This window comes from Mesorhizobium sp. LHD-90, assembly GCF_030929505.1.
Taxonomy (GTDB): domain Bacteria; phylum Pseudomonadota; class Alphaproteobacteria; order Rhizobiales; family Rhizobiaceae; genus Kumtagia.
In genome coordinates this window covers 62,354-87,756 of the sequence record NZ_JAVFVV010000008.1, presented here as the reverse complement: position 1 = coordinate 87,756, position 25,403 = coordinate 62,354, and the positions used below count along the sequence as shown (strand labels likewise).

Annotated in this window: 20 protein-coding genes and 1 pseudogene; 13 read left to right on the top strand and 8 right to left on the bottom strand. The window is 65.6% G+C overall.

Annotated elements, in window-relative coordinates:
• Positions 1-30 precede the first annotated feature (30 nt).
• Positions 31-225, bottom strand: a pseudogene (locus RB623_RS13005) (integrase core domain-containing protein); the annotation flags it as partial.
• On the opposite strand from RB623_RS13005, the gene RB623_RS13000 reads away from it, so the two are divergent.
• Together RB623_RS13000 and RB623_RS12995 are read left to right on the top strand one after the other, a co-directional pair.
• Entirely contained in the window at positions 178-507 is a 330-nt protein-coding gene (locus RB623_RS13000) for a hypothetical protein (protein ID WP_308057268.1), read from the top strand. The pseudogene RB623_RS13005 and the gene RB623_RS13000 sit on opposite strands and share 48 nt — an antisense overlap.
• Positions 480-1,454 carry an MBL fold metallo-hydrolase gene (locus tag RB623_RS12995; RefSeq protein ID WP_374121671.1) on the top strand — a complete coding sequence of 325 codons (975 nt, stop codon included), beginning with the start codon at positions 480-482 and terminating at the stop codon, positions 1,452-1,454. Before RB623_RS13000 ends, RB623_RS12995 begins: the two co-directional genes overlap by 28 nt.
• Before the next feature lie 636 nt (positions 1,455-2,090).
• On the opposite strand, the gene RB623_RS12990 is transcribed toward RB623_RS12995, so the two are convergent.
• On the bottom strand, positions 2,091-3,047 hold the full coding sequence (locus RB623_RS12990) for a hypothetical protein (RefSeq protein ID WP_308057267.1): 957 nt from the start codon (positions 3,045-3,047) through the stop codon (positions 2,091-2,093).
• Positions 3,048-3,281: 234 nt separating this feature from the next.
• Between RB623_RS12990 and guaB the strand changes: the two genes are divergently transcribed.
• Positions 3,282-4,784 carry an IMP dehydrogenase gene (guaB, locus tag RB623_RS12985; RefSeq protein ID WP_308057266.1) on the top strand — a complete coding sequence of 501 codons (1,503 nt, stop codon included), beginning with the start codon at positions 3,282-3,284 and terminating at the stop codon, positions 4,782-4,784.
• Between the two features lie 59 nt (positions 4,785-4,843).
• Here guaB and rnd read toward each other — a convergent pair whose 3' ends face one another.
• Positions 4,844-6,001: a ribonuclease D gene (rnd, locus tag RB623_RS12980; RefSeq protein WP_308057265.1), complete on the bottom strand. Its 1,158-nt coding sequence runs from the start codon at positions 5,999-6,001 to the stop codon at positions 4,844-4,846.
• A gap of 21 nt (positions 6,002-6,022) precedes the next feature.
• Positions 6,023-7,327, bottom strand: coding sequence for an MFS transporter (locus RB623_RS12975; RefSeq protein WP_308057264.1), 1,305 nt, complete (start codon positions 7,325-7,327; stop codon positions 6,023-6,025).
• Positions 7,328-7,520: 193 nt separating this feature from the next.
• Here RB623_RS12975 and aspS point away from each other — a divergent pair, with 193 nt between their 5' ends.
• Both aspS and RB623_RS12965 read left to right on the top strand, forming a co-directional pair.
• Positions 7,521-9,311, top strand: coding sequence for an aspartate--tRNA ligase (gene aspS / locus RB623_RS12970; protein WP_308057263.1), 1,791 nt, complete (start codon positions 7,521-7,523; stop codon positions 9,309-9,311).
• 3 nt (positions 9,312-9,314) lie between these two features.
• Positions 9,315-9,989, top strand: a complete 675-nt coding sequence (locus tag RB623_RS12965; RefSeq protein WP_308057262.1) for a hypothetical protein — start codon at positions 9,315-9,317, stop codon at positions 9,987-9,989.
• 60 nt (positions 9,990-10,049) lie between these two features.
• On the opposite strand, the gene RB623_RS12960 is transcribed toward RB623_RS12965, so the two are convergent.
• The 4 genes from RB623_RS12960 to erpA all read right to left on the bottom strand — a co-directional run bounded on the left by RB623_RS12960 (position 10,050) and on the right by erpA (position 14,649).
• Positions 10,050-11,246, bottom strand: coding sequence for a hypothetical protein (locus RB623_RS12960; RefSeq protein ID WP_308057261.1), 1,197 nt, complete (start codon positions 11,244-11,246; stop codon positions 10,050-10,052).
• Between the two features lie 293 nt (positions 11,247-11,539).
• Positions 11,540-12,337, bottom strand: a complete 798-nt coding sequence (locus RB623_RS12955; protein ID WP_308057260.1) for a hypothetical protein — start codon at positions 12,335-12,337, stop codon at positions 11,540-11,542.
• Between the two features lie 163 nt (positions 12,338-12,500).
• On the bottom strand, positions 12,501-13,955 hold the full coding sequence (locus RB623_RS12950) for an NCS1 family nucleobase:cation symporter-1 (RefSeq protein ID WP_308057259.1): 1,455 nt from the start codon (positions 13,953-13,955) through the stop codon (positions 12,501-12,503).
• A gap of 346 nt (positions 13,956-14,301) precedes the next feature.
• Complete coding sequence (gene erpA / locus RB623_RS12945) at positions 14,302-14,649, bottom strand: iron-sulfur cluster insertion protein ErpA (RefSeq protein ID WP_308057258.1); 348 nt, start codon at positions 14,647-14,649, stop codon at positions 14,302-14,304.
• Positions 14,650-14,717: 68 nt separating this feature from the next.
• On the opposite strand from erpA, the gene RB623_RS12940 reads away from it, so the two are divergent.
• The 8 genes from RB623_RS12940 (at position 14,718) to RB623_RS12905 (ending at position 25,385) form a co-directional block, all read left to right on the top strand.
• Positions 14,718-15,938 (top strand): deoxyguanosinetriphosphate triphosphohydrolase, encoded by a 1,221-nt coding sequence (locus RB623_RS12940; RefSeq protein ID WP_308057257.1) that lies wholly within the window; start codon positions 14,718-14,720, stop codon positions 15,936-15,938.
• 63 nt (positions 15,939-16,001) lie between these two features.
• On the top strand, positions 16,002-17,759 hold the full coding sequence (gene argS / locus RB623_RS12935; protein ID WP_308057256.1) for an arginine--tRNA ligase: 1,758 nt from the start codon (positions 16,002-16,004) through the stop codon (positions 17,757-17,759).
• A 105-nt stretch (positions 17,760-17,864) separates the two neighbouring features.
• Positions 17,865-21,248 carry an SPOR domain-containing protein gene (locus RB623_RS12930; protein ID WP_308057255.1) on the top strand — a complete coding sequence of 1,128 codons (3,384 nt, stop codon included), beginning with the start codon at positions 17,865-17,867 and terminating at the stop codon, positions 21,246-21,248.
• 92 nt (positions 21,249-21,340) lie between these two features.
• Positions 21,341-22,360 (top strand): beta-N-acetylhexosaminidase, encoded by a 1,020-nt coding sequence (gene nagZ / locus RB623_RS12925; RefSeq protein ID WP_308057254.1) that lies wholly within the window; start codon positions 21,341-21,343, stop codon positions 22,358-22,360.
• A 61-nt stretch (positions 22,361-22,421) separates the two neighbouring features.
• On the top strand, positions 22,422-23,219 hold the full coding sequence (locus RB623_RS12920) for a ScpA family protein (RefSeq protein WP_308057435.1): 798 nt from the start codon (positions 22,422-22,424) through the stop codon (positions 23,217-23,219).
• On the top strand, positions 23,219-23,947 hold the full coding sequence (gene scpB / locus RB623_RS12915) for an SMC-Scp complex subunit ScpB (protein WP_308057253.1): 729 nt from the start codon (positions 23,219-23,221) through the stop codon (positions 23,945-23,947). Before RB623_RS12920 ends, scpB begins: the two co-directional genes overlap by 1 nt.
• 62 nt (positions 23,948-24,009) lie before the next feature.
• Positions 24,010-25,116 carry an ABC transporter ATP-binding protein gene (locus RB623_RS12910; protein ID WP_308057252.1) on the top strand — a complete coding sequence of 369 codons (1,107 nt, stop codon included), beginning with the start codon at positions 24,010-24,012 and terminating at the stop codon, positions 25,114-25,116.
• Between the two features lie 35 nt (positions 25,117-25,151).
• Positions 25,152-25,385: a twin-arginine translocase TatA/TatE family subunit gene (locus RB623_RS12905; RefSeq protein ID WP_308057251.1), complete on the top strand. Its 234-nt coding sequence runs from the start codon at positions 25,152-25,154 to the stop codon at positions 25,383-25,385.
• The last annotated feature ends 18 nt before the right edge of the window (positions 25,386-25,403 follow it).

Below are 25,403 nucleotides of genomic sequence, written 5' to 3'. Positions count from 1 at the left end.
CGGGGTTTGTTAAGTGGGTTTCCGCCTCTGTCATGCCGCGGCAGGGAGTGGCTGCGGCGTGTTGAAGTAGGCCTGATCCGGGGCGCGCCGGTCAAGCGATGAATGAGGGCGTCGGGAATTGTAGAAGGTCAGATACCGGCCGATGGCCGCCCGTGCCGCCGGCACGCTGGCATAGGCATGCAGATAGACCTCCTCGTATTTGATGGTCCGCCAGAGCGGCTCGACGCAGCGGGCGCCCGCCAGCGGGAAACCCTTCGGGCCGGGTGCATTTGGCCCAAATCCTTCGGGTTCCGGCTCGGCCGTATCACCGATACGACCTTCACCGAAACCCTCGACCTTGGGCCAAATGCCCTCTGGCAGAGCGACCCGGATTTACCCGGAAATGCTCTGGGATTTCACATTGATGTGAAGCCGCTGCCGGGAAGCGGTTGCCTACAAATGTCGTTATTGCACGGATCGGAAAAGGAGGAGGTATCAGGATGGCTATCGACCGCAGGACTGCAATGAAACTTGGAGGGGCAGGGGTGTCCGCGCTGCTGGCTCCCCAGATCATGGTCCGCGCGGCGAGCGCGGCGGTTGCCAAGACCGATGTCGGCAATGCCGGCTTCAACCGCTTCACGCTCGGCGATTTCGAGGTGACGACCATTCTCGACGGCCTGCGGCCCGGCGACGGACCGCACCCGACCTTTGGCGCGAACCAGACGCCGGAAGCCGTGGCGGAACTGATGAAGGTCAATCTCCTGCCGTCCGATCGCATCGTGAACGGTTTCACGCCGACATTGGTCAACACAGGTTCCGAGTTGATCCTGTTCGATACCGGCCTTGGCGCCGGCGGCCGCGCCAACGGTCTCGGCCAGCTTCCAGCCCGACTGCAAGCATCGGGCTACAAGCCGGAGGACGTGTCGATCGTCGTCATCACCCATATGCACGGCGACCATATCGGCGGGCTGATGGACAACGGTGCGCCAACCTTCGCCAATGCGCGCTACGTGATGGGCAAGACCGAGTTCGATTTCTGGACGGCGCCTGAGCGCATGTCGGGTCCGACCGAAGGCAATGCCAAGGCGGTCGCCGGCAATGTCAAGCCGCTCGCGGAGAAGACGACGTTCGTGGACGACGGCGGCGAGGTCGTGTCCGGTATCCGGGCCGTCGGCGCTCCGGGCCACACGCCGGGCCATCTGATCTTCACCATCGAATCGGCCGGCAGAAAGCTGGTGCTGACCGCCGATACCGCCAACCACTATGTCGCCTCGTTGCAGCAGCCGGACTGGCATGTCCGCTTCGACACGGACAAGGAGATGGGCGCGGCGACACGGCGAAAAGTCTTCGACATGATCGCCACCGATCAACTGGCGTTCATCGGCTACCACATGCCATTCCCTTCGGTCGGTTACGTCGAGAAGATGGGAACGGGCTACCGCTACATCCCCGAGACCTACCAGCTCGATCTGTGATCGGCGTCACCGAAGCGAACCGCATTCGGCCGTATGCGCATCGCCTGTTCCGCCGGGCGCAGCAAAGAAAAACGCCGGCCGCGTGGGGCTTGCGGCCGGCGTCTCGCGCAGATCGCTCGGCTCCCGTTTGCGCCCGGGAACGAGCGATCTGTTCGAAAAAAGGTTGGATTGGAAAGTGGTCGCGACCGGCAGCGACCGGGGATAGATGCTTCAACCGTCTAAGGTCTGTTGAGATTCAGGCCATGGCGGTCTGTAAATGGCGTCTTTCTGCGCTTCCGGTACTCATGTACTTGAACGTACACTCCGTTCCGGTTCTCGAAATTCGCCATTTTCGACTCGCCCTAACCTGAATCTCAAACGACCCTAGCCCGACAGTTCCGTCTTCACCGTCGACCTGTAGAGCTACTTCATTCATACCCCGCCATTGTTCCGCTCAGGCAAGCAAAGCCGGCAATTCACAATGCCGATAGCTGCGACATGGCTTGCCTCGAGCGCCGATCGTGCCCGAAAAGCGTGCCGCATAGGCCTGCAACCGATCCGTGCGAGACCTATCGAAAGGCGTCGTGGCCGTCTGCGTCCATTTTTGACAGCGCAACCCAGCCGCGCCGCCGGGGATCGACAAATGAAAGCGGCTACTCAGGCGCTGTCTACGTTGGTGAGATCCGTACTGATTGAAATGGTCGCGGCTTCGGCAAGTGCGGCGTCGAGGATGACGAGTTTGCGCGCGTGTGCACGGGCGTATTCCTCGTAAAAGCCGCGCGAGATCCAGATTGGCGAACGGCCGCGCCGTCCGGTCCAGCCGATCCCCCCGATCGACTCGGCTGCCGAGAGTTTGCGGCTGGCATGGGCGCGGGACAGGCCGAAGGACTGCGCGAGATGGGAGATCGCGCTTACATCCGTCAGGAATCTGTCGCCTGTCGACCCGGCGTCCAGATCGATCCCGGCGACCAGCCGGTCCATCAGCAGGCCTCCCGCATCGGCCCAGGTGAAGATCGTGTAAAGAGGACCCGGAACCCGTATTTCTGGGCTCGAGAGCAAAGCGTGAGCCACGATCGGCTGAACGCGAGCGAGCATGCTTTCAGGATGGGAGAGGAACAGCGCGGTCCTGTTCCCACCATCGATCAGGTCGAACGCCTGAAAGTGCACGACATACCAGTGGCTCAGCAGCGACAGCGCGGCAGGCGATGGCGCGACCTCGTCCCTCCGGCCGCGACCGGCCTCGCCTGCCGGTTGGATGACTTCGTATTTCAGGGCTTCGTCGAAAAAGGCGTGCGCGGTGTTGCGGCTGGCGATGCCGTGCCGAAGCGCGAGATGGCCGAAGACACGCCGCGTCAGGCCGGGCTCACCGGCATGAGCCGCGAGAAAATGATGGGCCAGGGTGGCATGACACAGGAGCCAACGTTGCTGCGTCGCAAACAGCGCGGAGGTCCGGGGGGACAGGTCGTGAAGCGCAACGAGGCTGCGCGCCAGGAGCCGTATCGCGTTCGGGATCGCTTCTGTCCCGAGCAGGGCGCCTATACTGTCTTCAGGCGGAGTCATGGCCGACGGGGAGAGCGGTAGCGGGGAGGCTGGAAAATCGGCGACTTGCCGCAACGACGGGCGTCCTCGAATTCCTCCAACGTTCATTTGCGACGTCACGACCCGGCGAGATTTTTCAACCCTTACAAGAACTGAAAACGCTTGTCTTCTCATCCAGCAATCCTGCGTCGCCTTGTCTTCCCAAGGCCGCCGGTTCGTGTTACCAGCCAGCGCCAATCCTGAAAGGGAAGATCAGAGTCGGCGCCGGCCAAGAGGCCTCAGCGCCCGCTTCACGTATCGAGGAATGGCATGGCGCAGATCATCGAGACCGCAACCGGCGCCCTGGCGCTTACCTTCGACGACGTGCTGCTGCAGCCGGGACACTCGGAAGTCCTGCCGGGCGAGACCGATGTGCGCACCCGCATCGCCGGCGACATCGATCTCAACATACCGATCATCTCGGCCGCCATGGACACCGTGACGGAAGCGCGTCTCGCCATCGCCATGGCCCAGGCCGGCGGTATCGGCGTCATCCACCGCAACTTTTCGCCGGCCGAACAGGCCGAGCAGGTGCGGCAGGTGAAGAAGTTCGAGTCCGGCATGGTGGTCAATCCGGTCACCATCGGCCCGGAGGCGACTCTGGCCGAGGCGCAGGCGCTGATGCGCGCCCACGGCATCTCCGGCATTCCGGTGGTCGCGAATGGCGGCAAGGGTGGACAAAAGACCGGAAAGCTGGTCGGCATCCTGACCAACCGCGACGTTCGCTTCGCCACCGATCCGGATCAGAAGGTCCATGAGCTGATGACCAAGGAAAACCTGGTCACGGTCAAGGAGAATGTCGACCAGACCGAGGCAAAGCGCCTGCTGCACCAGCGCCGCATCGAAAAGCTGTTGGTCGTCGATCCGGACGGCAATTGCGTCGGCCTGATCACCGTCAAGGACATCGAAAAGGCGCAGCTCAACCCGCACGCCACCAAGGACGCGCAAGGGCGCCTGCGCGCCGCGGCCGCGACCAGTGTCGGCAACGATGGTTTCGAGCGCGCCGAGCGGCTGATCGACGCCGGCGTCGACCTCCTAGTCATCGATACCGCGCATGGCCATTCGCAGCGCGTTCTGGAGGCGGTGGCGCGGGCGAAGAAACTGTCCAACTCCGTGCGCATCATGGCCGGCAACGTTGCCACGGCAGCCGGTACGCAGGCGCTGATCGACGCCGGAGCCGACGCCGTCAAGGTCGGCATCGGCCCCGGCTCGATCTGCACGACCCGCATCGTGGCCGGCGTCGGCGTGCCGCAGCTTTCGGCAATCATGTCGGCGGTCGAGACGGCGCGCAAAGTGGGCGTGACGGTGATCGCCGACGGCGGCATCAAATATTCCGGCGATCTCGCTAAGGCACTGGCGGCCGGGGCAGGGGCGGCGATGATCGGCTCGCTGCTCGCCGGCACCGACGAGAGCCCGGGCGAGGTCTATTTGTATCAGGGCCGCTCGTTCAAAGCCTATCGCGGCATGGGTTCGGTCGGCGCCATGGCGCGCGGCTCGGCCGACCGTTACTTCCAGGCGGAAGTTCGCGACACGCTGAAGCTGGTGCCGGAAGGCATCGAGGGGCAGGTTCCGTACAAGGGGCCGGTGTCGGGCGTGCTGCACCAGCTCACCGGCGGCCTGAGGGCGGCGATGGGTTATGTCGGCGCCCGCACGCTGGCCGATTTCCGGGAACGCGCCACCTTCGTGCGTATCTCGAATGCCGGCTTGCGCGAAAGCCACGCGCACGACGTGACGATCACCCGCGAGAGCCCGAACTATTCGGGCGGCGTGTAGTCGTAGTCGACAAGGCGAGTTGAGGTTCAGGTCCGTACCGCCGGAACCTCAATGTGCCCCTACTGCGCCAGTTCGAACACGGCCACCTTGCGCCGGTCGAACTTCAGCGCGATTTCGCCGCGCACCAGCTTGACGGCAAGATCGCCGAACACCTGGCGGCGCCAGCCATGCATGGCCGGCACGTCGGCCTCATCGCCCTCGGCGGCGATGCGGTCGATGTCGTCGCCGGAGGCTAGCACCTTGGCAGCCACGCCTTCCTTCTCCGCCACCTGGCGCAGGAGAACCTTGAGCAGCTCGGCAGCGGCGCTCGATCCCTCCGGCGCCTGCGCGATCTTGGGCAGGCGCGGCATCTGCTCCTTTGGCAGGTCGAGCGCGGCGTTGACGACCTGCAGCAATGCAGCCGCCGTCGCCGAGCGCTCCCAGCCTTTCGGGATGGTGCGCAGCCGCGACAGCGCCGTGGCGTCGCGCGGCTGCTGCTGGGCGATCTCGTAGACTGCGTCGTCCTTGATAACGCGGCCGCGCGGGACGTTGCGGTCGCGCGCCTCGCGCTCCCGCCAGGCGGCGACCGCCTGCACCACGGCAAGTTCCTGCGGCTTGCGCAACCGCATCTTCAGCCGCTTCCAGGCGTCCTCGGGGTCCGGATCGTAGGTCTCGCGCGAGGTGAGGATGTCCATCTCCTCCTTCAGCCAGTGGCCGCGCTTCTCGCGCTCCAGCTCGGCGGAAAGGTGCTTGTAGACCTCGATCAGGTGGGTGACGTCGGCAAGCGCGTAGGCGAGTTGCTTGTCGGACAGCGGCCGATGCCGCCAGTCGGTGAAACGCGAGGATTTGTCGAGCTGCGCGCCTGTGATCTTCTGCACGAGCTGGTCGTAGGAGACGCTGTCGCCGAAGCCACAGACCATTGCGGCCACCTGCGTGTCGAACACCGGGTGCGGCAGCAGGTCGCCGAGATGGTGAATGATCTCGATGTCCTGGCGGGCGGCGTGAAAAACCTTGGTCACGGCCTCGTCGGCCATCAGCTTGAAGAACGGCGCGAGATCGAGATCAGGCGCCAGCGGGTCGATGAGGGCGGTCACCCCCGGCGCGGCCATCTGGATCAGGCAGAGCTCTGGCCAGAATGTGGTTTCGCGGATGAACTCGGTGTCGACGGTGACGAAGGAAGACTTCGCCAGCGCGGCGACCGCCGTTTCGAGCTCGAGATTGGTGGTGATCAGGCGCATGAAAAGTCTTGGTGATCCGAATTACCTCTGTTTCTTTTCAGCCGGGGACGGTTTCGTCAAGCGCGAGCCGCCGCTTCCGCCGTCCGGCTTGCCGTTTCCCTTGGCCTCGCCGGCCTGCCGCGTCAGTTTTGCAAAGATCGTCGAGGTTCTCAGCAGCGCGATGAACCGCCCCCGCCGGTCCGCCGGAACGCCCGACCGCGCGCGCATGCGGTAGAGGATGATGGCGATGAAGACGGCATAGACGGCGGCGATGAAACCGAACAGTGCGCCCGGACCGAAACGTTCCATGAAAAAGGAGGCCGTGAGCGGCCCGCCGATCGCGCCGAAGGAATAGAAGAGCATCAGCGCGGCGTTCACCAGCACGAACTCGCCCTTGCCGGCGCGGTCGTTGGCGTGGGCGGCCGATAGCGAATAGAGCGGCATGGCGAAGGAGCCGAAGATGAAGACCACCACGAAGTTGGCGAGCGGACCGGTGCCGGTGGCGAAGGCAAGTACCAGCGCCGTTGCCATCGCGCCCGCCGTAGAGACCAGCAGCACCTTGCGCCGGTCCCAGCGGTCGGACAGGTAGCCGAGCGGATACTGGATCAGCGCGCCGCCGATGATGCCGACGCTGACGAAGGTGACGACGTCGGTCACCGACATGCCGAGTTCCTCGGCATAGACGGGCGACAGCGTGCGGAAGGAACTGTTGGTGACGCCAACCGCGATGCAGCCGATGCAGCCCAGCGGCGAGATGCGGAACACGCGCGGCAGATCGAGCTTAACGTCGTCGGGCGCTGCGGGGTTGGATCGGTCGCCTAGCGACACCGGCACCAGCGAAAGCGTGATCATGATCGTCATGATCGCGAAGATGGTGAATCCGTCCGCCCCGAAGATCGGGATCAGGAACTGCGCGCCGGTCACCGAGCCGATGTCGACCATGCGGTAGAGGGCGAGCACGCGGGCGCGGTGCTCGTTGGGCGCGCCGGAATTCAACCACGCCTCCATGATGGTGAACAGGCCGGCGAAGCAGAAGCCAGTAGCAAAACGGATCACCGACCACATGATCGGATCGATGACCAGCACCAGCATCAGCGTGCCGGCGGACGCGATCGCCGCCAGCGCCGAGAACGAGCGCACATGCCCGACGGCCTTCATGATGCGCCCGATGGCAAGACAGCCGAGCAGGAAGCCGCCGAAATAGGCGGTGCCCATGAAGCCGATGACGGCCGGCGAAAATCCTTCCTGCGCGCCGCGCAGCGCGATCAGCGTGCCTTGCAGGCCGTTGCCGCCGAGCAGGATGCCGGCGGCGATAAGGAGAGGGATGAGCGGGCGGATGGAGGACATGAAGTCTCAAGCACTGTGTCAAGAAACTGTATGAACCATGGGAACGCGCCTTTGCCAGCAACAAAACCGACGCGCTTTGGTCCACATCCCGCTTTGCCTTGACAAAATTGCCCCTCCATGCGCTTGTCCGCGCAAATTTCGGGGGCCGGTTCGCACCGCCTCTGCAAGCCAAATCCACTGATCGGACATCGAAATGCATCGCTACCGCAGCCACACCTGCGCACAATTGAGGAAGTCGGAAGTCGGGCAGGCCGTGCGCCTGTCGGGCTGGGTGCATCGCGTCCGCGACCATGGCGGCCTGCTGTTCATCGACCTGCGCGACCATTACGGCATCACCCAGATCGTCGCCGATCCGGATTCGCCGGCGTTCAAGGTGGCCGAGACGGTGCGCGGCGAGTGGGTGATCCGTGTCGACGGCGAGGTCAAGGCGCGCGCGCCCGAGACCGTCAACAAGAACATGCCGACCGGCGAGATCGAGCTTTATGCCGGCGAGATCGAGGTGCTGTCGGCAGCGAAGGAATTGCCGCTGCCGGTGTTCGGTGAGCCGGACTATCCCGAGGACATCCGCCTGAAGTACAGGTTCCTCGACCTGCGCCGAGACACGCTGCACAAAAACATCGTGGCGCGCACGAAGATCATCGCCGAGATGCGCACGCGCATGGGCGAGGCGGGTTTCACCGAATTCTCGACGCCGATCCTGACCGCATCCTCGCCGGAAGGCGCGCGCGACTTCCTCGTGCCGAGTCGCATCCATCCCGGCACCTTCTACGCGCTGCCGCAGGCGCCGCAGCAGTACAAGCAACTGATCATGGTCTCCGGTTTCGACCGCTACTTCCAGATCGCGCCGTGTTTCCGCGACGAGGACCCGCGTGCCGACCGCCTGCCTGGCGAGTTCTACCAGCTCGACCTCGAGATGAGTTTCGTCGAGCAGGACGACGTGCTAGGCACCATGGAGCCGGTGCTGCGCGGCGTCTTCGAGACCTTCGCCGACGGCAAGCCGGTGACCGAAAAGTTTCCGCGCATCCCCTACGATGTGGCGATCCGCAAATACGGCTCCGACAAGCCGGACCTGCGCAACCCGATCGAGATGCAGGCGGTTTCCGAGCATTTCCGCGGCTCTGGCTTCAAGGTGTTCGCCGGCATCCTGGCGAACGATCCGAAGGCCGAGGTATGGGCCGTGCCGGCCAAGACCGGCGGAAGCCGCGCGTTCTGCGACCGTATGAATTCCTGGGCGCAGGGCGAGGGCCAGCCGGGGCTGGGCTACATCTTTTGGCGCAAGGAAGGCGAAAAGCTGGAAGGCGCCGGGCCGATCGCGAAAAACATCGGCGAGGAGCGCACCGAGGCGATCCGCCAGCAACTCGGACTGGGCGAGGGTGACGCCGCCTTCTTCGTCGCCGGCGATCCGCAAAAATTCTACAAATTCGCGGGCGCGGCGCGCACGCGGGCGGGCGAGGAACTGAACCTCGTCGACCGCGAGCGCTTCGCGCTGTGCTGGATCGTCGATTTTCCGTTCTTCGAATGGAACGAGGACGAGAAGAAGATCGACTTCGCCCACAACCCGTTCTCCATGCCGCAGGGCGGCATCGACGCGCTGACGGGGGCGGAGCCGCTGGGCATCAAGGCGTTCCAGTACGACATGGTCTGCAACGGTTTTGAGATCGCCTCTGGCGGCATCCGCAACCATCTGCCGGAGACGATGGTGAAGGCGTTCGAGATGGTCGGGCTGGACCGCGCGACGGTCGAGGAACGTTTCGGCGGCCTCTACCGCGCCTTCCAGTATGGCGCGCCGCCGCATGGAGGCATGGCGGCCGGCGTCGACCGCATCGTCATGCTGCTGGTCGGCGCGACGAACCTGCGCGAAGTGACCATGTTCCCGATGAACCAGCAGGCCTACGACCTGCTGATGAGCGCGCCGTCGCCGGCCACCCCCACGCAGTTGCGCGAACTGGCGCTGCGGGTCGTGGCGGACAAGAAGCCGGCCTGACCGATGGGCGGCGCGGCAGGGCAAAAGAACCTGCCGCGCGTGCTTGTCACAGGGTTCGAACCGTTTCCCGGCGCGCCGGTCAATCCGACGCAATGGCTGGTCGAGCGGCTGCGCAACGAACCGCCACCGCTCGAACGCATGGCGGCCTTCCGGGCCGAACTGCTGCCCGTCGATTACCGTGCGATCGGCCCGCGCCTGTCGGAGATCGGCAGGACTTTCGCGCCGGACATCGCCCTGCATTTCGGCCTGGCGCATGGCTGCGGCGGTTTCCGGCTGGAACGGTTTGCGCGCAACGCCTTCGCCAATGCCAGGCCCGACAACAACGGCTTCGCGCCGCCGGACGGCCCGATCTGCCGGGCGCCTGCGTTGCTGCAATCGCGGCTGCCGCTGCGGGCGATCCACGATGCGCTGGCGGCGCAAGACCTTCCGGTCTCCTGGTCCGACGACGCGGGCGGCTATCTCTGCAACGCCGCGCTGGCGCTGTCGCTCGGCGCGGCCTGCGAGGGCTTTGCGCCACGCCTCAGCGGCTTCATCCATGTGCCCATGGTGGGCGAGGGCTGCGCGCTTTCGGAAGCGGATTTGCTGCGCGGGTTCACGACAATTCTGCGCACGGTGCTTGACAGCGAGGCCGCTATTCGGCCGGCGCTTCCGTCCAGCCGTCCAGAAGCAAGCCTTTGAAATAAACAAAAAAGAACCCGGCTCAACGGCCGGGCTCTTCGACGCTACTGAAGTCCGAACTTATTCGTCTTCGTTCGCCGTCACCGTCACGCCGAGCGACTTTGTCAAATCGACGGGATTGGCCATGCCGGCCGCCGCAATCTGCGAGAACGGCACAGGGGCGGCCGGCTCGGCCGAAACCTCGATGCTCTGCGGATCGTCGAGATATTTTGTCACTGCGGCGGTGATCGCGGCCGACAGGTCCGGGTTGTTGAGCTGCGCCGTCAGGAAGGGCACGATCGCCTTGGCCTGGTTCTTGATGTCTTCCGGCTTCATGTTCTGCATCTTGGCGATGTAGTCGATCGCCTTGCCGGTGAGCGAATCGTCGTCCCAGCGCATGCTGGCCGAGTGGAAGGTCAGTTGCTGCATCAGCCCCAGCATGGCGAGGCCTTGGGCGGAATCGTCGGCGCCGGCCGGCTGCGCGGCCATCTGCTTCTGCACCTCCTGCAGCGCCCTGATGAAGTCTGGCGTATAGCCGCCGATGTCGAAGGTCATGCCGAAGGTGCCGGCATTGTCGACGGTGATGTCGTAGGTGCTGAAATCCATGCGGCCGTCAGCCGGATTCCAGGAGCCTTCGAGATCGAGCGAGCCGGTGATCGCCTGGTAGCCCATCGCCTCGATCGCCGCCTTTGCCTGCGGATCGGTGACGAGGGTGAGGTCGGCGCTGAACTTTTCGGCCCCACCGGTGAATTCCATTGCCTTGTCGGCGGAGGGTGGCGTGATCTCGGCGGTCAGGTTTTCCAGCGAAAACGCGGTCTTGTCGCCCATCTTGACGTTCAGGCTGGCGAGTTCCGCGGCTTCGTAGAACACCAGATTGGCGATCGGATCGGTCGACCCCTGGGCCGGCAGTTTCACGCCGGTCATCTTGAACGGGCTGATCTCGAAGGTCATGCCGTCCTGCGTCTTTGTGTAGGCTTCGGTGGTGACCGTGTCGATCGCGAAGCCGCCATTGTCGTCGGCGACGCCCTCGAAACTCAGCTTGCCGATTTCAAGCGCATCCGGCTGGCCCGTGAAGCCCACCTTGACGCCTTCCAGCGAAAAATTGGCGCCTTCGCCGCTGATCGACGACCAGCTTAGGTTCGTGCCCTGCAGCGCCAGCAATTGCTTCATCCGTTCGGCGACGGCGGCGGCATCCTGAGCGTGGGCGCCGAAGACAACGGATGACAGTAGAAACGTCGAAAGAGTGAGTTTTTTCAAAATATTGCGGTGGGCGGACATCGTCGTTCCCTGAGGTTGTCGTGAATCCCTGCGCCCTTCCTGTTGGTCACGAACTGGTCCGGAAGAAGGCGCGTCGGCCACATTCAGCGAAATTGCCAGAAAAATGCAAGGAGGCTGCATTGCCGTGGGTAAGGCCTGGCCAGCCGCCCGGTTTTTCACCGGACGAGAACTGGCAAGGGGCGGGACAATCCGTATCTTCGAGGCTTCCGCCAAACCGCCATCGTCGCCACGCCGCGGAAAATCCGCTCGCGTCGCGTTCGAATCGCACCCGGTCCTGCCAGAGGCATGCTGCGTCACGACGTGTCGGGATTTTCCAGCGCATAGACGGCCAGCGCATTGGCGTGCGCCAGAATCTCGTCGATCTCGCGGATGTTGCGCGGATGAGTGGCGGTAGGATCGTAGCGCGACAGCCGGCCGCCGGGCGGACGCCCGCGCCGCAGCGGCGAGATGCGGCGCGGCCGCCACACCTGAGGGCGGTTCTGGTCTTGCGCGGCCGTGGCGTCGCGCTCCTGCTTCTCCCTGGTCGCAGATGCGTCACGGCGCGCCTTCCAGCGGGCAAACCGTCTTGCCTGTCCGGGCAGGTCGTCGAGCGCGCGGCCCAGCGCCTCCAGCCGCAAAACCAGCCGCGATGCATCGACAGGATCGTCGGGCGACGGCGGGGCAGGCAGGGGACGGTATGGCGAGTCGTCAAAGAGTGACCTGATGCGCGGCACGGCATGTGCGGGCACATAGCGGCGGCGAATACGGAACGGATTTTTCAGCGGATCGCACAGCGGCAGGCTCAAGGCGCGCGCGGCGGGTGTTGGACGTCTTTTCGGGCCTGTCGGCATGAAGGCGCGGGGACCTCGCCGGATCGCAGGCTTCGGTTTTCGCGGGCGCATCGGCGGCAGGACTATCACGATTCCGCGCGCCGCCGCGATGATCAGCCGGCGCGCGGCGGACTCGGCCGGGCGCAGCAGCTTGAGGATGGCGCGGTGGAGCTGGCGCGGCAGAGTGGGTGCGCCGCAGGCCAGCTCGGCCATGCCGACAAGCATGGCCAGAAGACGCTTCAGCGCCTCCCAGTGCTTGTCGATCGCCGGACTTACCTCCATCGCCGCTGCCTCCTTTTCCAGCACAGGCGACGAGGATTATCGCTCCGTCGGGAAGGAGGGGGATAAGTCCTGGGAAAATAATCCTGACAGATGCTGACAAGGATCGCTTGTGTCCTCCGGGAAGCGCCGTTTCGCGCTTCCCGGAGGAATATCGGTTCGCCGTTCAGGTCGATTGCGGCACTGCTCCGACGCGGCTGGCGCGCAGCCCGTAATAGATCGCTCCGGCAATCGCGACGCCGAAGAACCAGCCGTAGACGCCCCACCAGGACGGCAGCAGGTTGGTGAAGTTCGGCAGGATCGACGAGAACAGGATGCCGATGCCGGCAGCGATCAGCGCATTGACGTGCCAGCCGTTCTGGAAACGGTACTCGCCGTTCTCCTGGTAGAGTGCGTCGACGTTCAGCCAGCCTTTGCGGATCAGGTAGTAGTCGACCATCATCACGCCGAAGATCGGTCCCATCGTCGCGCCGATGACGTTGACGAAATGCGCCGCGCCGCCTTCCCAGGGCGCGAAGGGATAGAGCGCCAGCGCGATCAGCGCCGCGATGTAGCCGCCCCGCTTGAAGGTGATGTGTTTGGGGAAGACGTTGGCGAAGTCGAAGGCGGGCGACACGAAGTTGGCGACCACGTTGATGCCGAGCGTCGCCACCGCGAAGGTCACGGCCGCCAGCAGCGCCAGGAACCAGCTATCGAACTTCGCCGAGATCTGGTCTGGATGCACCAGCAACTCGCCATAGACCTGGAAGGCGGCAATGGTGGTTATGCCGGCGACCAGCGAGAACAGGATGAGGTTGACCGGCAGGCCCCAGATATTGCCGATCCGCAGCGAGCGTTCGTCGGGCGCATAGCGCGAGAAGTCGCAGAAGTTGAGGTAGAGCGCGGCGAAATAGGTCACCCAGATCGCCGCGACCGCCATCAGCGCCTCGAACGAGCCGGGCTCGCCGGGAACGCCGGCATCCTTGGTCTTCTCCAGCAGAACGTCCATCGGGATGTCTCCGGTCAAGGACACGCCGCCCGCCTTGATGACGAGATAGATGGCGAGGATCAGCATCATCACCCACACCGCCGGTCCGGCCCAGTCCTGGAAGCGCCTGACCGTCTCCATGCCGCGCTGGATGATGAGAAGCTGCAGCGCCCAGATGATGACGAAACAGATCACCTCCAGCGTCGAATGGCCGAGGAAGTGGCTGGACTGGTGGAATTCAAGCATGCCCTCGTTGCGGATCAGCAGCGCGACGATAGCGCCGGACGCGGCCGCCGTCTGTGCGCCGTACCAGAAGCAGGCGACGATCGCCCGCACCATGGCCGGCAAGTTGGCGCCCCAGATGCCGAAGGAGGCGCGCGCCAGCACCGGGAAGGGCACGCCCGTGCGCACGCCGGCGATGCCGACCATGTTCATCAGGAAGTAGATGATCAGCGAGCCGATGCCGATGGCGATCAGGAAATTGACGAAACTGCCGCAGAACAGGAACAGGCTGGCGGCGAGGTAATAACCCCACAGGCTATGGACGTCGGAGGTCCAGACATTGAAGATCGAGAACGGCCCCCAGTTGCGTTCTTTCGCGGGGGCCAGATCCTCGTTGTAGAGCAAGGGCGATGCGTTGGGTGGCAGGTTCATGTCAGTGTTCCCCATGCCGGCGTGCAAAAAGTCCCTCCGGCTTACGCAGCGTGAGACCGATCACGAGGATGTGTCAACGAAGGCACGGCGGCACGGCGGAACGGCGCTGGCCGGGTGACACGCGCACGTCCGCAAGGGCGGACCCCGGGCCGGATCAAGTCATGAATGAAAACAAGTCATTGCAGCGAGTCGCTGCCACGACGGCTCAGCCGAAGGGACAAAACGGAACAAAGTCATTCAAGAAAATCTTGAAAATCGACGGCCGTTCTCATTGCCGGCTTAAGAGCGGGATCGGCGTTGCCCGCGGATCGGCGCCTAGTTTTGCGCCGATTCCCGCTTCGCCCCGTCAGATCGAGAAGCTGGTGCCGCAGCCGCAGGAGGCAACGGCATTCGGGTTCTTGATCTGAAAAGACTGGCCCATCAGGTCGTCGACGAAGTCGATGACCGCGCCGCCCATATAGACCAGCGACAGATCGTCGATGAGCACCGTTGCGCCGTTCCTCTCGATGGCGACGTCGTCGTCGTTGCGGGCGTCGGTCAAGTCGAACTTGTAGGAAAAACCCGAGCAGCCGCCACCCTCGACCGCGACGCGCAGCGCCGTCTTGCCGGGCTCCTTGGCGACGATGGCCGCGATGCGCTTGGCCGCGGCATCGGTCATCTCGACCTTGGTGGCTGACTTGGCGTCGGCATTCATCGCTTCACCTTGCGTTCGCTCTCACGCAATAGGTATGAAGCGCATGGGGGCAAGTCAACCGGCGGCACATGATGGTTCAGGGCGAACTGGGCGACATCGGCTTCGGCTACCGGCCGCGCGCGACCTGGGCCTGCGATCCGGCGCAAAGCCGGGGCCGGCTGTTCGACGAGGTGGAAAGCCCGACCCGCACCCCCTTCCAGCGCGACCGCGACCGCATCATCCACTCCACCGCCTTCCGCCGGCTGAAACACAAGACGCAGGTGTTCGTCGCCCATGAGGGCGACCATTTTCGCACGCGGCTCACCCATACGATCGAGGTGGCGCAGATCGCCCGGGCGCTGGCGCGGGCGCTGCGGCTCGACGAGGATCTGGCCGAGGCGCTGGCGCTGGTCCACGATTTCGGCCACACGCCGTTCGGCCACACCGGCGAGGACGCGCTTAACGACAAGATGGCGGAGTGGGGCGGCTTTGATCACAACGCCCAGTCGCTTCGCGTGGTCACCCGTCTGGAGCGCCGTTATGCCGAGTTCGACGGGCTGAACCTCACCTGGGAGACGCTGGAGGGGCTGGTCAAGCACAACGGCCCGCTGCTCGGCCCGGACGGGCAGGGGCTGAATGGCCCGGCGCCGCGCACCATCCTCGACTACAACGAGTTGCACGACCTCGAGCTCGGCCACTACGCCAGCCTGGAGGCGCAATGCGCGGCAATCGCCGACGACATCGCCTACGACACCCATGACATCGACGACGGCTTGCGCGCCGGCCTGCTGACGCTGGGCATGCTTTCCGGCGTGGCCCTGCCCGCCCGCATTCTCGAGGAGGTGCGCGAACTCTATCCGGCGCTGGACGCGGTGCGCACCGGCCACGAGCTGATGCGCCGGCAGATCACCCGCATGGTCGAGGACGTCATCGCCACCGCCGGCGGGAACCTCGCCGAGATCAAGCCCGACAGCGCCGACGCGGTGCGCGGCGCCGGACGGACCATCGTCACTTTCTCGGCCGGCATGGCGGCCGAGGAGAAGGAGCTGAAAGCGTTTTTGTTCAAGCACATGTACCGGCATCCGGAAGTCGTGCGGGTGCGCGTCGAGGCCGACCGGATCGTGCGAAAGCTGTTCGACGCCTACTATGCCGACCCGCGCGCAATGCCGGACGGCTGGCGCGAGGGGCTCGACCGCGCCGAGCCCCGCGTCAAGGCGCGGCATGTCGCGGATTTTCTGGCTGGCATGACCGACACCTACGCCATCAAGGAATATGCCCGGCTGTTTGACCGGGAACCCGATTTGCGATAGGGCAGGCGCGGTTTCGCGCGGCTTCCGGACCCGCGGCGTGGCGCAATTTCCAGGAAAAACATCATGAACGTTTTCGCCGACTTCAACGAGCGGATCAGGAAAGTCGTTGAAGGCCTTGACATCAAAACCGTAACCGGCGCACCGCTCGACCTGTCACGCGTTGCCGTGGAACCGCCGCGCGACGCCAGCCACGGCGACCTCGCAACCAACGCCGCCATGGTGCTTGCCAAGAACGCCGGGCAGAATCCGCGCGCGCTGGCCGAGACCATCGCCGCCGCCCTGCGCGCCGATGCGGACGTCGCGGAAGCGTCGGTCGCCGGTCCCGGCTTCGTCAATCTGCGCCTGCGCGACGGCTACTGGCAAAACTATCTCGCCCGCATGCTGAAGCTCGGCGCCGATTTCGGCCGCTCCGACATGGGCAAGGGCACCAAGGTCAACGTCGAATATGTCTCGGCCAACCCGACCGGGCCGATGCATGTCGGCCACTGCCGCGGCGCGGTGGTGGGCGACACGCTGGCCAACCTGCTCGCCTTCACCGGCCACGACGTGACCAAGGAGTACCTGATCAACGACGCCGGCGCGCAGATCGACGTGCTGGCGCGTTCGGTGCTGCTGCGCTACCGCGAGGCGCTGGGCGAGGCGATCGGCGAGATTCCGCCCGGCCTCTATCCCGGCGACTATCTGGTGCCGCTCGGCAAGCAACTCGTTGCCGAATACGGCGACGGGCTCCTGAAGATGCCGGACGAGGAAGCGATGGCGATCCTGAGGGACCGCTCGATCGACGCCATGATGGACCTGATCCGCGAGGATCTGGCGCTGCTCAACGTCCATCACGAGGTGTTCTTCTCGGAGCGGTCGCTGCACGCCGAAAACGCCAAGGCGATCCGCTCGGCCATCGCCGAACTGACGATGGCCGGCCACATCTACAAGGGCAAGCTGCCGCCGCCCAAGGGCGAGAAGCCGGATGACTGGGAAGACCGCGAGCAGACGCTGTTCCGCTCCACTGCCGTCGGCGACGACATCGACCGGCCGCTGGTGAAATCCGACGGCCAGTTCACCTATTTCGCCGCCGACGTCGCCTATCTCAAGGACAAGGTGCGGCGCGGCTTCGAGCACACCATCTTCGTGCTCGGCGCCGACCACGGCGGCTATGTCAAGCGCATGGAAGCGCTGGCGCGCGCCGTCGGCGGCAACAGCCTGAAGCTTACTGTGCTGCTTTGCCAACTGGTAAAACTGTTCCGCAACGGCGAGCCGGTCAGGATGTCGAAGCGGGCAGGGGATTTCGTCACGCTGCGCGAGGTGGTGGAGGAGGTCGGGCGCGATCCGATCCGCTTCATGATGCTCTACCGCAAGAACGACGCGCCGCTGGATTTCGATTTCGCCAAGGTGACGGAGCAGTCGAAGGACAATCCGGTGTTCTACGTGCAGTATGCTTCGGCGCGCTGCCATTCGGTGTTCCGCCAGGCCGCCGAGCAACTCGGCGGGATCGACGCCGGCCGTGAGGCACTGTCTCGCGATGCGGCGTTGCTGACTGACGAGAGCGAGATCGGGCTGGTTCGCAAGCTGGCGGAATACCCGCGCCTGATCGAGGCGGCGGCGCAGGCGCTGGAGCCGCACCGGCTGGCATTTTATCTCTACGATCTGGCCAGCACATTCCACGCGCAGTGGAACCGCGGCGCCGAAAATCCCGACTTACGGTTTGTTAAGGTTACCGACCGACAATTGACGCATGCCAGGCTGGGATTGGTCCAGGCGGTCTTGGACGTGATCACGTCCGGACTGGGACTGATCGGGGCCGAAGCGCCAAGCGAGATGCGCTAGCCGACAGGGGCCTCAGACGGCCACCGTTTGCCCACATTGCGCTGATATTGCGCGGCATTGCGTGGCGCCGTTCGCGTCGAGTTGTGTCGAAGTTCGGGATTTGAAATGGCAGACAAAGCAAACCTGAAGATCGCCGCCCAGTCCCCGGTGTCGGAAGACGATCCGTTCGCGGAACTGACCAGGCTCATGGGTTTCGATCCGCGCCAGCCGGTGAAGCCCATCGCCAAACCCGCAATGCAGGCCAAGCCGGTCGAGCCGGCCAACGACGCCTTCGCCAGCACGGATCTCAGCCTCGATCTGGAGCGCGAGCTGATGGGCGAGTTCGCCACCGACGAGATGGTCGCTTCGGCACCCGAGCCGGTGATTGCGCAGGAGCCGGAGCAAGCGGACGCCGCCGGGCAGGCCTTTGAGGCCGCAGCGGAGGAGCTCGAGGAAACGGCCGCGACAGCCGCTCCGCAACCGGTGGGTGAACCCGAACTGGTGGCAGAACCGGAACTAGTGGCAGGGCCGGAATTGGTGGCATCGCCTGAACCTGCTGGACCGGAGTTCGACGAGACCGCCGACAATCGCGACAGCACCGCCGAGGCCGAAGCGGCCGACGCCGCCCTCTCAGAACACGCCGCCGCCGAGCCGCACTGGTTCCGCCCGGCGGACGACGAGGCCGAGGCATCTCGGGTGCAGGCCGTGGCGCCGGAGGACACCGAAGCAGCGCACGAGCAATCCCACGAGCAGGATGTCCCGCTTGCCGAGGCGGAGATGTTCGTCGCCGGTGAACTGGAGGCCGTTGCCCCGGTCGAAATGGACGTGCCGGAAGACGGGCAGCCGTGGAATGCCCACGAGGACGGCGAGACGCAAGCCGCTATGGCCGGCCGCGATGCCGATGTGGAAGCGACGGACCATGCCGTCGCCAAGGTCAGCGCGGAAGACAGCGTGCAGGAAGTGGGTGCCGCCGATTCCGCGGCGTCGGAATGGGATTTCGATCAGACCCTCGAAGTGGCGGCCGTCGAGACGCACGAAAGTGTCGCGGCCCCTGCAGTCGAGCTTGTTGCCGATCCGCAGCCCGAAGCGCGCAATATCGAGTTCGCCGCGGATGACCAGCCCGAACAGGATGATGCCGGCTTCGAGCCACACTCCGTTTTGCCCGGCGAGCCGGCCGAGGACGTGGCCGAGGAGGTCTACGCCGTGCGCGCCGAGCCTGTCGAGGCGGAAATACCCGAAGCGTCCGTCGAGATGAGCCTCGAGCGGGAGCTCGACGCGCTGCTCGGCAACCACAACGAGCCGGCCCCGGTTGCGGCGGCCCAGGTTTCGGCGCAGCCGCCAATCGCCGCGGTGGTTGAGGACGACTGGCAGGGCGAGGCGATGCAAGTGCCCGCCGAGAGCGCTTTCGACGAGCCGCAGCCGGACGCAGCAACGGCTGCCCGCCGGATGCCGGTGGAGTCGCTGCCTGCTTATGACGAGCGCGATGACGCCGACGAACCGGCGCGCGGCTTGACCTACGATGCGAGACCGATTGACCTCGCGAATCACTATCGGCAGGATCAGTCGCCCGTGTCTGTCAACTCCGTGGCTGCGGCCCAGGAGGACGATCTCGACAGCTTGTTCGACGACCAGGCCTTCGAGGCGGCGATCACCGATGCGGTCGCGCGGACTCACGGGCTGGCGCGGCAGGAAGAGCCGGCCGATGCGCGGAACGAGGAATCGGGGGATTCCATGCCACGTGAGGGACACGATCCATATGCGGCGCTTGCCGCCCTGTCCGCCGACCTGCAGTCCGGCCGGTCCTGGCAGGACGCGTCGGCGAGGCAGGCGGAGGTGAACCCGTTTGCGCCGCAACACGCCTACTCCGACTACCGCCCGGCGGCCCAGCGCCCTGAAGCGCCCGAGATCGAGACGGTCGACGTGCCGGAGCAGGCAGTGGCTCTGGCCGACGACCTGGACCTGCCGGAGATCGCCTTCGAGGACGAGCCGACGCTGGCGCCCCGCTACGACGATCTGGACGCCGAGTTCTCGCATCTGCTTCAGGACATGAATGTGCGTCCGCCCGAGCCGGCTCCCGTGGTTTCGGCCGCGCAGCAGGACGGATCCCACGAGATCCGTTATCCCGGCCTGGCCGATGACGGCTATTCCGGTCATGGATATGCTGCCGCTGCCGGTGCAGTAGGCGTCGCGGCGGCAGCCACGGCGGCGCGGCCGGCGCTCACCGGCGGTTACGACCCGGCCTATTCGGATGCGCCGAGGGCGGCAGCACCCGGCCGCGAGCCCGAGCTTGCCGATATGGAATTCGCCTACGATCCGGAACTCGACGAGGAGATCGCCGGGCCGGCCTACGCAAAGATCGCCGAGCCGCCGCGCCGGCGCGGCCTGCTGGTCGCTGCCGTGGTGGGCGGTGTCGCGCTGCTGGGTGGCGTTGCCGCCTTTGCCCTGTCCTTCGGCGACGGCGTCGGTTCGCAGGAAGTCGCGCTCGTCAAGGCCGATCCGTCGCCGGTCAAGGTCAAGCCCGAAAATCCGGGCGGCGCGACCATCCCGAACCAGGACAGCAGGGTCTACGACACGGTTGCCGGCGCCAACGCGCCCGTGGCGCCGACGCAGGAGAAGCTTCTTTCCAGCGCCGAGGAGCCGGTCGACATGCCGACGGCGGAGGACGAGCCCGTCGAATCGCCGATGTCGGCGATGGACGAGACCGCCGCGGATCTGCCTGGCGTCGACACCGAACCAACGGCAGGGTCCGTGACAGCCGATGCGGCCGCGCCCGCTGCCGCGACAGCCAAGTCGGACGCACCCGCGCCCAAGGGCGAGGACCGCATCGAGCAGGTCGCCCAGGAAGCCGGCGTCGACGAGAGCGTCGAGGTGGCCGCCGTCGCGCCGCGCAAGGTGCGCACCATGATCGTCAAGTCGGACGGAACGCTGGTGGCCCGCGAGGATCCAGCTCCTGCGACCGACCAGGTGACTTCGGCCTCGGAAGGCATTGTCGACCCCGTGGCGTCGACCGCCGCTCCTGCCGCCGACGCCGAAACCACCGCGACCGTGCCGACGGCCGCCGCCGCGAAGCCGGCCGCAAAGCCGGCTGCCGGTGCTCCGGAGGCAGCGGCTCCCGCCGCGGCGCAGACGCCTGCCGCCCCGCGCGCTGCCGGCGCCACCCCGAACACCGCGCCGATCGCGCCGACCCGTCCGTCCGACCAGCCGGTCGACATCGTCGGCGAGGTCAAGCCGCAGCAGGTGGCGGCGCTGAGCCCCGCCGCCTCCGCCGGTGCATGGTCGATGCAGATCGCCTCGCAGCCCACCGAAGCCGCGGCGCAGTCGAGCTACCAGGACCTCGTCCGCCGCTATGGCAAGGTGCTCGACGGCAAGCAGGCCAACATCGTAAAGGCCGAGATCGCCGGAAAAGGCACCTTCTGGCGCGTGCGCGTGCCGGCCGGCAGCCGCAACGACGCGATCAAGCTGTGCGAAAGCTACAAGGCGGCCGGGGGCAACTGCTTCGTCTCGAAGTAGAAGCCTGACCGGACGAACGTTCCAGGAACCGGCGCGACAGCTTCGCGCCGGTTTTTCGTTCATACCGCCCTCGATACCGGGTAAAAGCTGACATGACCGAATCAAAAGCCATGATTCTCGGCTGCGCCGGGAAGTCCCTGACCGAAGACGAGATCAGGTTCTACCGCGACGAGCGGCCATGGGGTTTCATCCTGTTCGCCCGCAATATCGGCGACCCCGCGCAGATCTCCGATCTGGTGGCATCCCTGCGGGATGCCGTCGGGCGGCCACAGGCGCCGGTGTTCATCGACCAGGAGGGCGGCCGGGTGCAGCGCCTGCGTCCGCCGATCGCGCCGAATTATCCGGCCGGCTCGGCGATCGGCGCGCTCTATCGCCAGGATCGCGCAGCAGGGCTGCGCTCCGCCTGGCTGCTGGCGCGGCTGCATGCATTCGACCTCCTGCGCTTCGGCATCACGGCCGACTGCCTGCCGGTGCTCGACGTGCCGATCGAGGGAGCCAGCGACGTGATCGGCACGCGCGCCTATGGCAAGGATCCGAAGACGGTGGCTGCCCTCGGCGGCGCGGCGGCGGAGGGCCTGCTGTCCGGCGGTGTGCTGCCGGTGATGAAGCACATGCCCGGCCACGGCCGCGCCTTCTCCGACACGCATTTCGAGCTGCCGACGGTCGACACGCCACTCGAAGAATTGCGCCGCCACGATTTCGCGCCATTCAAGGCGCTGAGCCATCTGCCGATCGGCATGACCGCGCACGTCGTCTATTCGGCCGTCGATCCGGACGGTCCGGCGACGACCTCGGAAAGGGTGGTGCGCGAGATCATCCGCGGCGAGATCGGTTTCGACGGCCTGCTCGTCAGCGACGACACCTCGATGAAGGCGCTTTCTGGGGATTTCCCGCAAAAGGCCGCTGCGATCCTTGCGGCCGGAGTCGACATCGTTCTTCACTGCAACGGCGTCATGGACGAGATGGCGGGTATCGCCTCGAAGACATTGCCGCTTTCCGGCAAATCGCTGGAGCGCGCCGAGAAGGCGCTGAGCTATGTGAAGGACCGCGACCAGACGGCCGAGACTGAGGCGCGCGCCGAGTTCGCGCGCTATTTCGAGGCGGTGGCCTGACGGAGAACAGAAGGACGGCGTGACGGCGACAGGGGAGCAGAAGGGCGCGAAACCCATTCCGATGGACCGTCTGTGGACGGACCAGGCGGAGGATCGCGCTACCGGCGACCCCGAACTGGTGGTCGACGTCGCCGGTTTCGAGGGACCGCTCGACCTGTTGCTGCATCTGGCGCGCAACCAGAAGGTCGATTTGTCGCGCATCTCGATCCTGGCGCTCGCCGAACAGTATCTCGCCTTCATCGACAAGGCGCGCGCCATCCGGCTGGAACTCGCCGCCGACTATCTGGTCATGGCCGCTTGGCTCGCCTTCCTGAAATCCAAGCTGCTTATTCCGAAACAGCCGGGCAGCGACGGCGAGAGCGGCGAGGAGCTTGCCGCCGTGCTGCAGTTCCGGCTGAAGCGGCTGGAGGCAATGCGTGACGCCGCCGCGCGGCTGGTCAACCGCAACCGGCTCGGCCGCGACGTCTTTGCACGGGGCGAGCCGGAGCTGGTGATCGTCGAGAAGCGCAACGAATATTCCGCCAGTCTCTACGACCTGCTTACCGCCTACGCCATCCAGCGGCAGCGGCAGGCCGTCACCAATGTGCGCATTGCCAAGCGCGGCGTTTGGTCGCTGAAGGAAGCCCGCGACATCCTCACCCGCCTGATCGGCGGCTTCAAGGACTGGACGGCGCTCGACAGTTTCCTGCTCGACTACCTCGCCTCGCCCGAGGAGCGGGCGACCGCGATCGCCAGTTCCTTCGCCGCGACGCTCGAACTGGTGCGCGAGGGGCGGGTCGAGGTGCGCCAGGAGGTCGCCTTCGCGCCGCTCTATCTGCGCGGCCGCCAGCCAGTCGCCGCCGTCACCGGAGCCAGATGATGAGCGAAAGCGCCAATGCCAAGATCATTCCGTTCGCGGGAGAGGGGCACGAAAACCTCAACCCGGCCGAGCGGCTGCATCTGTCCGAGGCCATGCGCATGGCCGAGGCCATCGTCTTCGCCAGCGCCGAGCCGGTCAGCGAGGCGCAACTCTCGCAGCGCCTGCCGGACGGCATTCCCGTGCCGGTGATCATGGCCGAACTCCAGCAGGTCTATTCGAAGCGCGGCATCAATCTGGTGCGCGTCGGCCCCGCCTGGGCCTTCCGCACCGCGCCCGACCTCGCCTTCCTGATGACGCGCGACCAGGTGCAGCAGAAAAAACTGTCGCGCGCGGCCCTCGAAGTGCTGGCCATAATCGCCTACCACCAGCCGGTGACGCGCGCCGAGATCGAGGATATCCGCGGCGTCGAGACCTCCAAGGGCACGCTGGATACGCTGCTGGAGACCGAATGGGTGCGCATGCGCGGCCGCCGCCGCACGCCGGGCCGGCCGGTCACCTACGGCACGACGGACAAATTCCTCGACCATTTCGGCCTGGAGGAGATCCGCGACCTGCCCGGCATCGAGGAGCTGAAGGGGGCCGGCCTGCTCGCCGCCCGTATGCCGGCCAACTTCTCCGTGCCGCTGCCGCCCGCCGATCCGGAGGAACTGACGGCGGACGAGGACCCGCTGACCGACATCGACCTCGAGGAACTCGGCCTGTTGACACCCAAGGCGACCGATGATTGACGCTGTGTTGCCGGGCTGGCAGGTCTGATCGCCCGGAAACCATCGGGAAGGCCGGGCAAAAATTGGCGATCGACGAAGCGGGCAGGACCAGACGCACGACGGCCGGCGTGACCTTCGCCGCTCGGTTGGCGTTCGAGAACATCAGCCACGCCTTTTCGCCGGGTTCCGAGACGCTGCGCGACGTCTCGCTGGCTGCCGAGCCGGGAGAGGTGCTCTGCTTGCTCGGCCCCTCCGGCTCGGGCAAGACGACGCTGCTGCGCATCGCCGCCGGCATCGAGCCGCAGGCCACCGGCCGCGTGCTGCTCAACGGCCGCGAGATCGCAGGACCCAGCATATTCCTGCCGCCGGAAAAACGCTCGATCGGGCTCGTCTTCCAGGATTTCGCTTTGTTCCCGCACATGACCATCCTGGATAATGTGCGCTTCGGCCTCACCGCGCTGTCGGCGGCGGAGGCGCGCCACGAGGCGATGATCGCGCTGGGCCGTGTCGGGCTGCAATCCTATGCCGGCTCCTATCCGCATGTGCTCTCCGGCGGCGAGCAGCAGCGCGTGGCGCTTGCCCGCGCGCTGGCGCCGCGCCCGGCGGTGCTTTTGATGGACGAGCCGTTTTCCGGCCTGGATTCGCGGCTGAAGGATTCGGTGCGCGCCGAGACGCTCGCCATATTGCGCGAGAGCCGCGCCACCGCCATTGTCGTCACCCACGACGCGGAGGAGGCGATGCGCATGGGCGACCGCATTGCGCTCCTGAAGGACGGCCGCCTGGTGCAGGCGGGCAGGGCGGAGGATCTCTATCTCAAACCCGCCGACCTGTTCGTCGCCGGCTTTTTTTCCGAACTCAACGTCTTTGCCGGCAAAGTGCGCGGCGGCGCGGTGGAAACCTCGCTCGGCGCCATCGACGCGGATGGCCTTTCCGAGGGTGTTCACGCCACCGTGGCGGTGCGCACCACCGGCTTCGACGTCAGCGAAAGCGAGGGTGCGACCGAGGCGCGCATCCTGTCGCGCCGTTATCTCGGCGTCGTCGAACTGCTCGAACTGGCGGTTCCCGGCGCCGAATCGCCGGTACGCGCACGGGTGCGCTGCGGCGCATTGTCTGCAAAAGCACGTGACATCTGGCTTTCATTGCGCAAATCCGATGTACTTCTGTTTGAAACGCGGCGCGAAAGCGCATAGATCAGTTCTGGGAAATCGCTTCGAGAGAGTGTGATATGGGTTCGTTTTCAATTTGGCACTGGCTCATCGTTCTGGTGGTCGTGCTGCTGCTGTTCGGCCGCGGCAAGATTCCGGAGCTGATGGGCGACATGGCCAAGGGCATCAAGAGCTTCAAGAAGGGCATGTCGGAAGAGGATGCGGAAGCCGCGAACGGCGCCGATCCCAAGACCGTCGAGCATCGTACCGACGAGACCGTCGGCGCCGCCCGGGAAAAGGCCACCAAGGGCTGAGCCCTTCCGGGGGCCATG

What these genes read in the sequence shown, in the direction of transcription:
- RB623_RS13000 (WP_308057268.1), top strand. Translation starts at nt 178, where the DNA reads ATGCAGATAGACCTCCTCGTATTTGATGGTCCGCCAGAGCGGCTCGAC.
- RB623_RS12995 (WP_374121671.1), top strand. Translation starts at nt 480, where the DNA reads ATGGCTATCGACCGCAGGACTGCAATGAAACTTGGAGGGGCAGGGGTG.
- guaB (WP_308057266.1), top strand. Translation starts at nt 3,282, where the DNA reads ATGGCGCAGATCATCGAGACCGCAACCGGCGCCCTGGCGCTTACCTTC.
- rnd (WP_308057265.1), bottom strand. Translation starts at nt 6,001, where the DNA reads ATGCGCCTGATCACCACCAATCTCGAGCTCGAAACGGCGGTCGCCGCG.
- RB623_RS12975 (WP_308057264.1), bottom strand. Translation starts at nt 7,327, where the DNA reads ATGTCCTCCATCCGCCCGCTCATCCCTCTCCTTATCGCCGCCGGCATC.
- aspS (WP_308057263.1), top strand. Translation starts at nt 7,521, where the DNA reads ATGCATCGCTACCGCAGCCACACCTGCGCACAATTGAGGAAGTCGGAA.
- RB623_RS12965 (WP_308057262.1), top strand. Translation starts at nt 9,315, where the DNA reads ATGGGCGGCGCGGCAGGGCAAAAGAACCTGCCGCGCGTGCTTGTCACA.
- RB623_RS12960 (WP_308057261.1), bottom strand. Translation starts at nt 11,246, where the DNA reads ATGTCCGCCCACCGCAATATTTTGAAAAAACTCACTCTTTCGACGTTT.
- RB623_RS12955 (WP_308057260.1), bottom strand. Translation starts at nt 12,337, where the DNA reads ATGGAGGTAAGTCCGGCGATCGACAAGCACTGGGAGGCGCTGAAGCGT.
- RB623_RS12950 (WP_308057259.1), bottom strand. Translation starts at nt 13,955, where the DNA reads ATGAACCTGCCACCCAACGCATCGCCCTTGCTCTACAACGAGGATCTG.
- erpA (WP_308057258.1), bottom strand. Translation starts at nt 14,649, where the DNA reads ATGAATGCCGACGCCAAGTCAGCCACCAAGGTCGAGATGACCGATGCC.
- RB623_RS12940 (WP_308057257.1), top strand. Translation starts at nt 14,718, where the DNA reads ATGATGGTTCAGGGCGAACTGGGCGACATCGGCTTCGGCTACCGGCCG.
- argS (WP_308057256.1), top strand. Translation starts at nt 16,002, where the DNA reads ATGAACGTTTTCGCCGACTTCAACGAGCGGATCAGGAAAGTCGTTGAA.
- RB623_RS12930 (WP_308057255.1), top strand. Translation starts at nt 17,865, where the DNA reads ATGGCAGACAAAGCAAACCTGAAGATCGCCGCCCAGTCCCCGGTGTCG.
- nagZ (WP_308057254.1), top strand. Translation starts at nt 21,341, where the DNA reads ATGACCGAATCAAAAGCCATGATTCTCGGCTGCGCCGGGAAGTCCCTG.
- RB623_RS12920 (WP_308057435.1), top strand. Translation starts at nt 22,422, where the DNA reads ATGGACCGTCTGTGGACGGACCAGGCGGAGGATCGCGCTACCGGCGAC.
- scpB (WP_308057253.1), top strand. Translation starts at nt 23,219, where the DNA reads ATGAGCGAAAGCGCCAATGCCAAGATCATTCCGTTCGCGGGAGAGGGG.
- RB623_RS12905 (WP_308057251.1), top strand. Translation starts at nt 25,152, where the DNA reads ATGGGTTCGTTTTCAATTTGGCACTGGCTCATCGTTCTGGTGGTCGTG.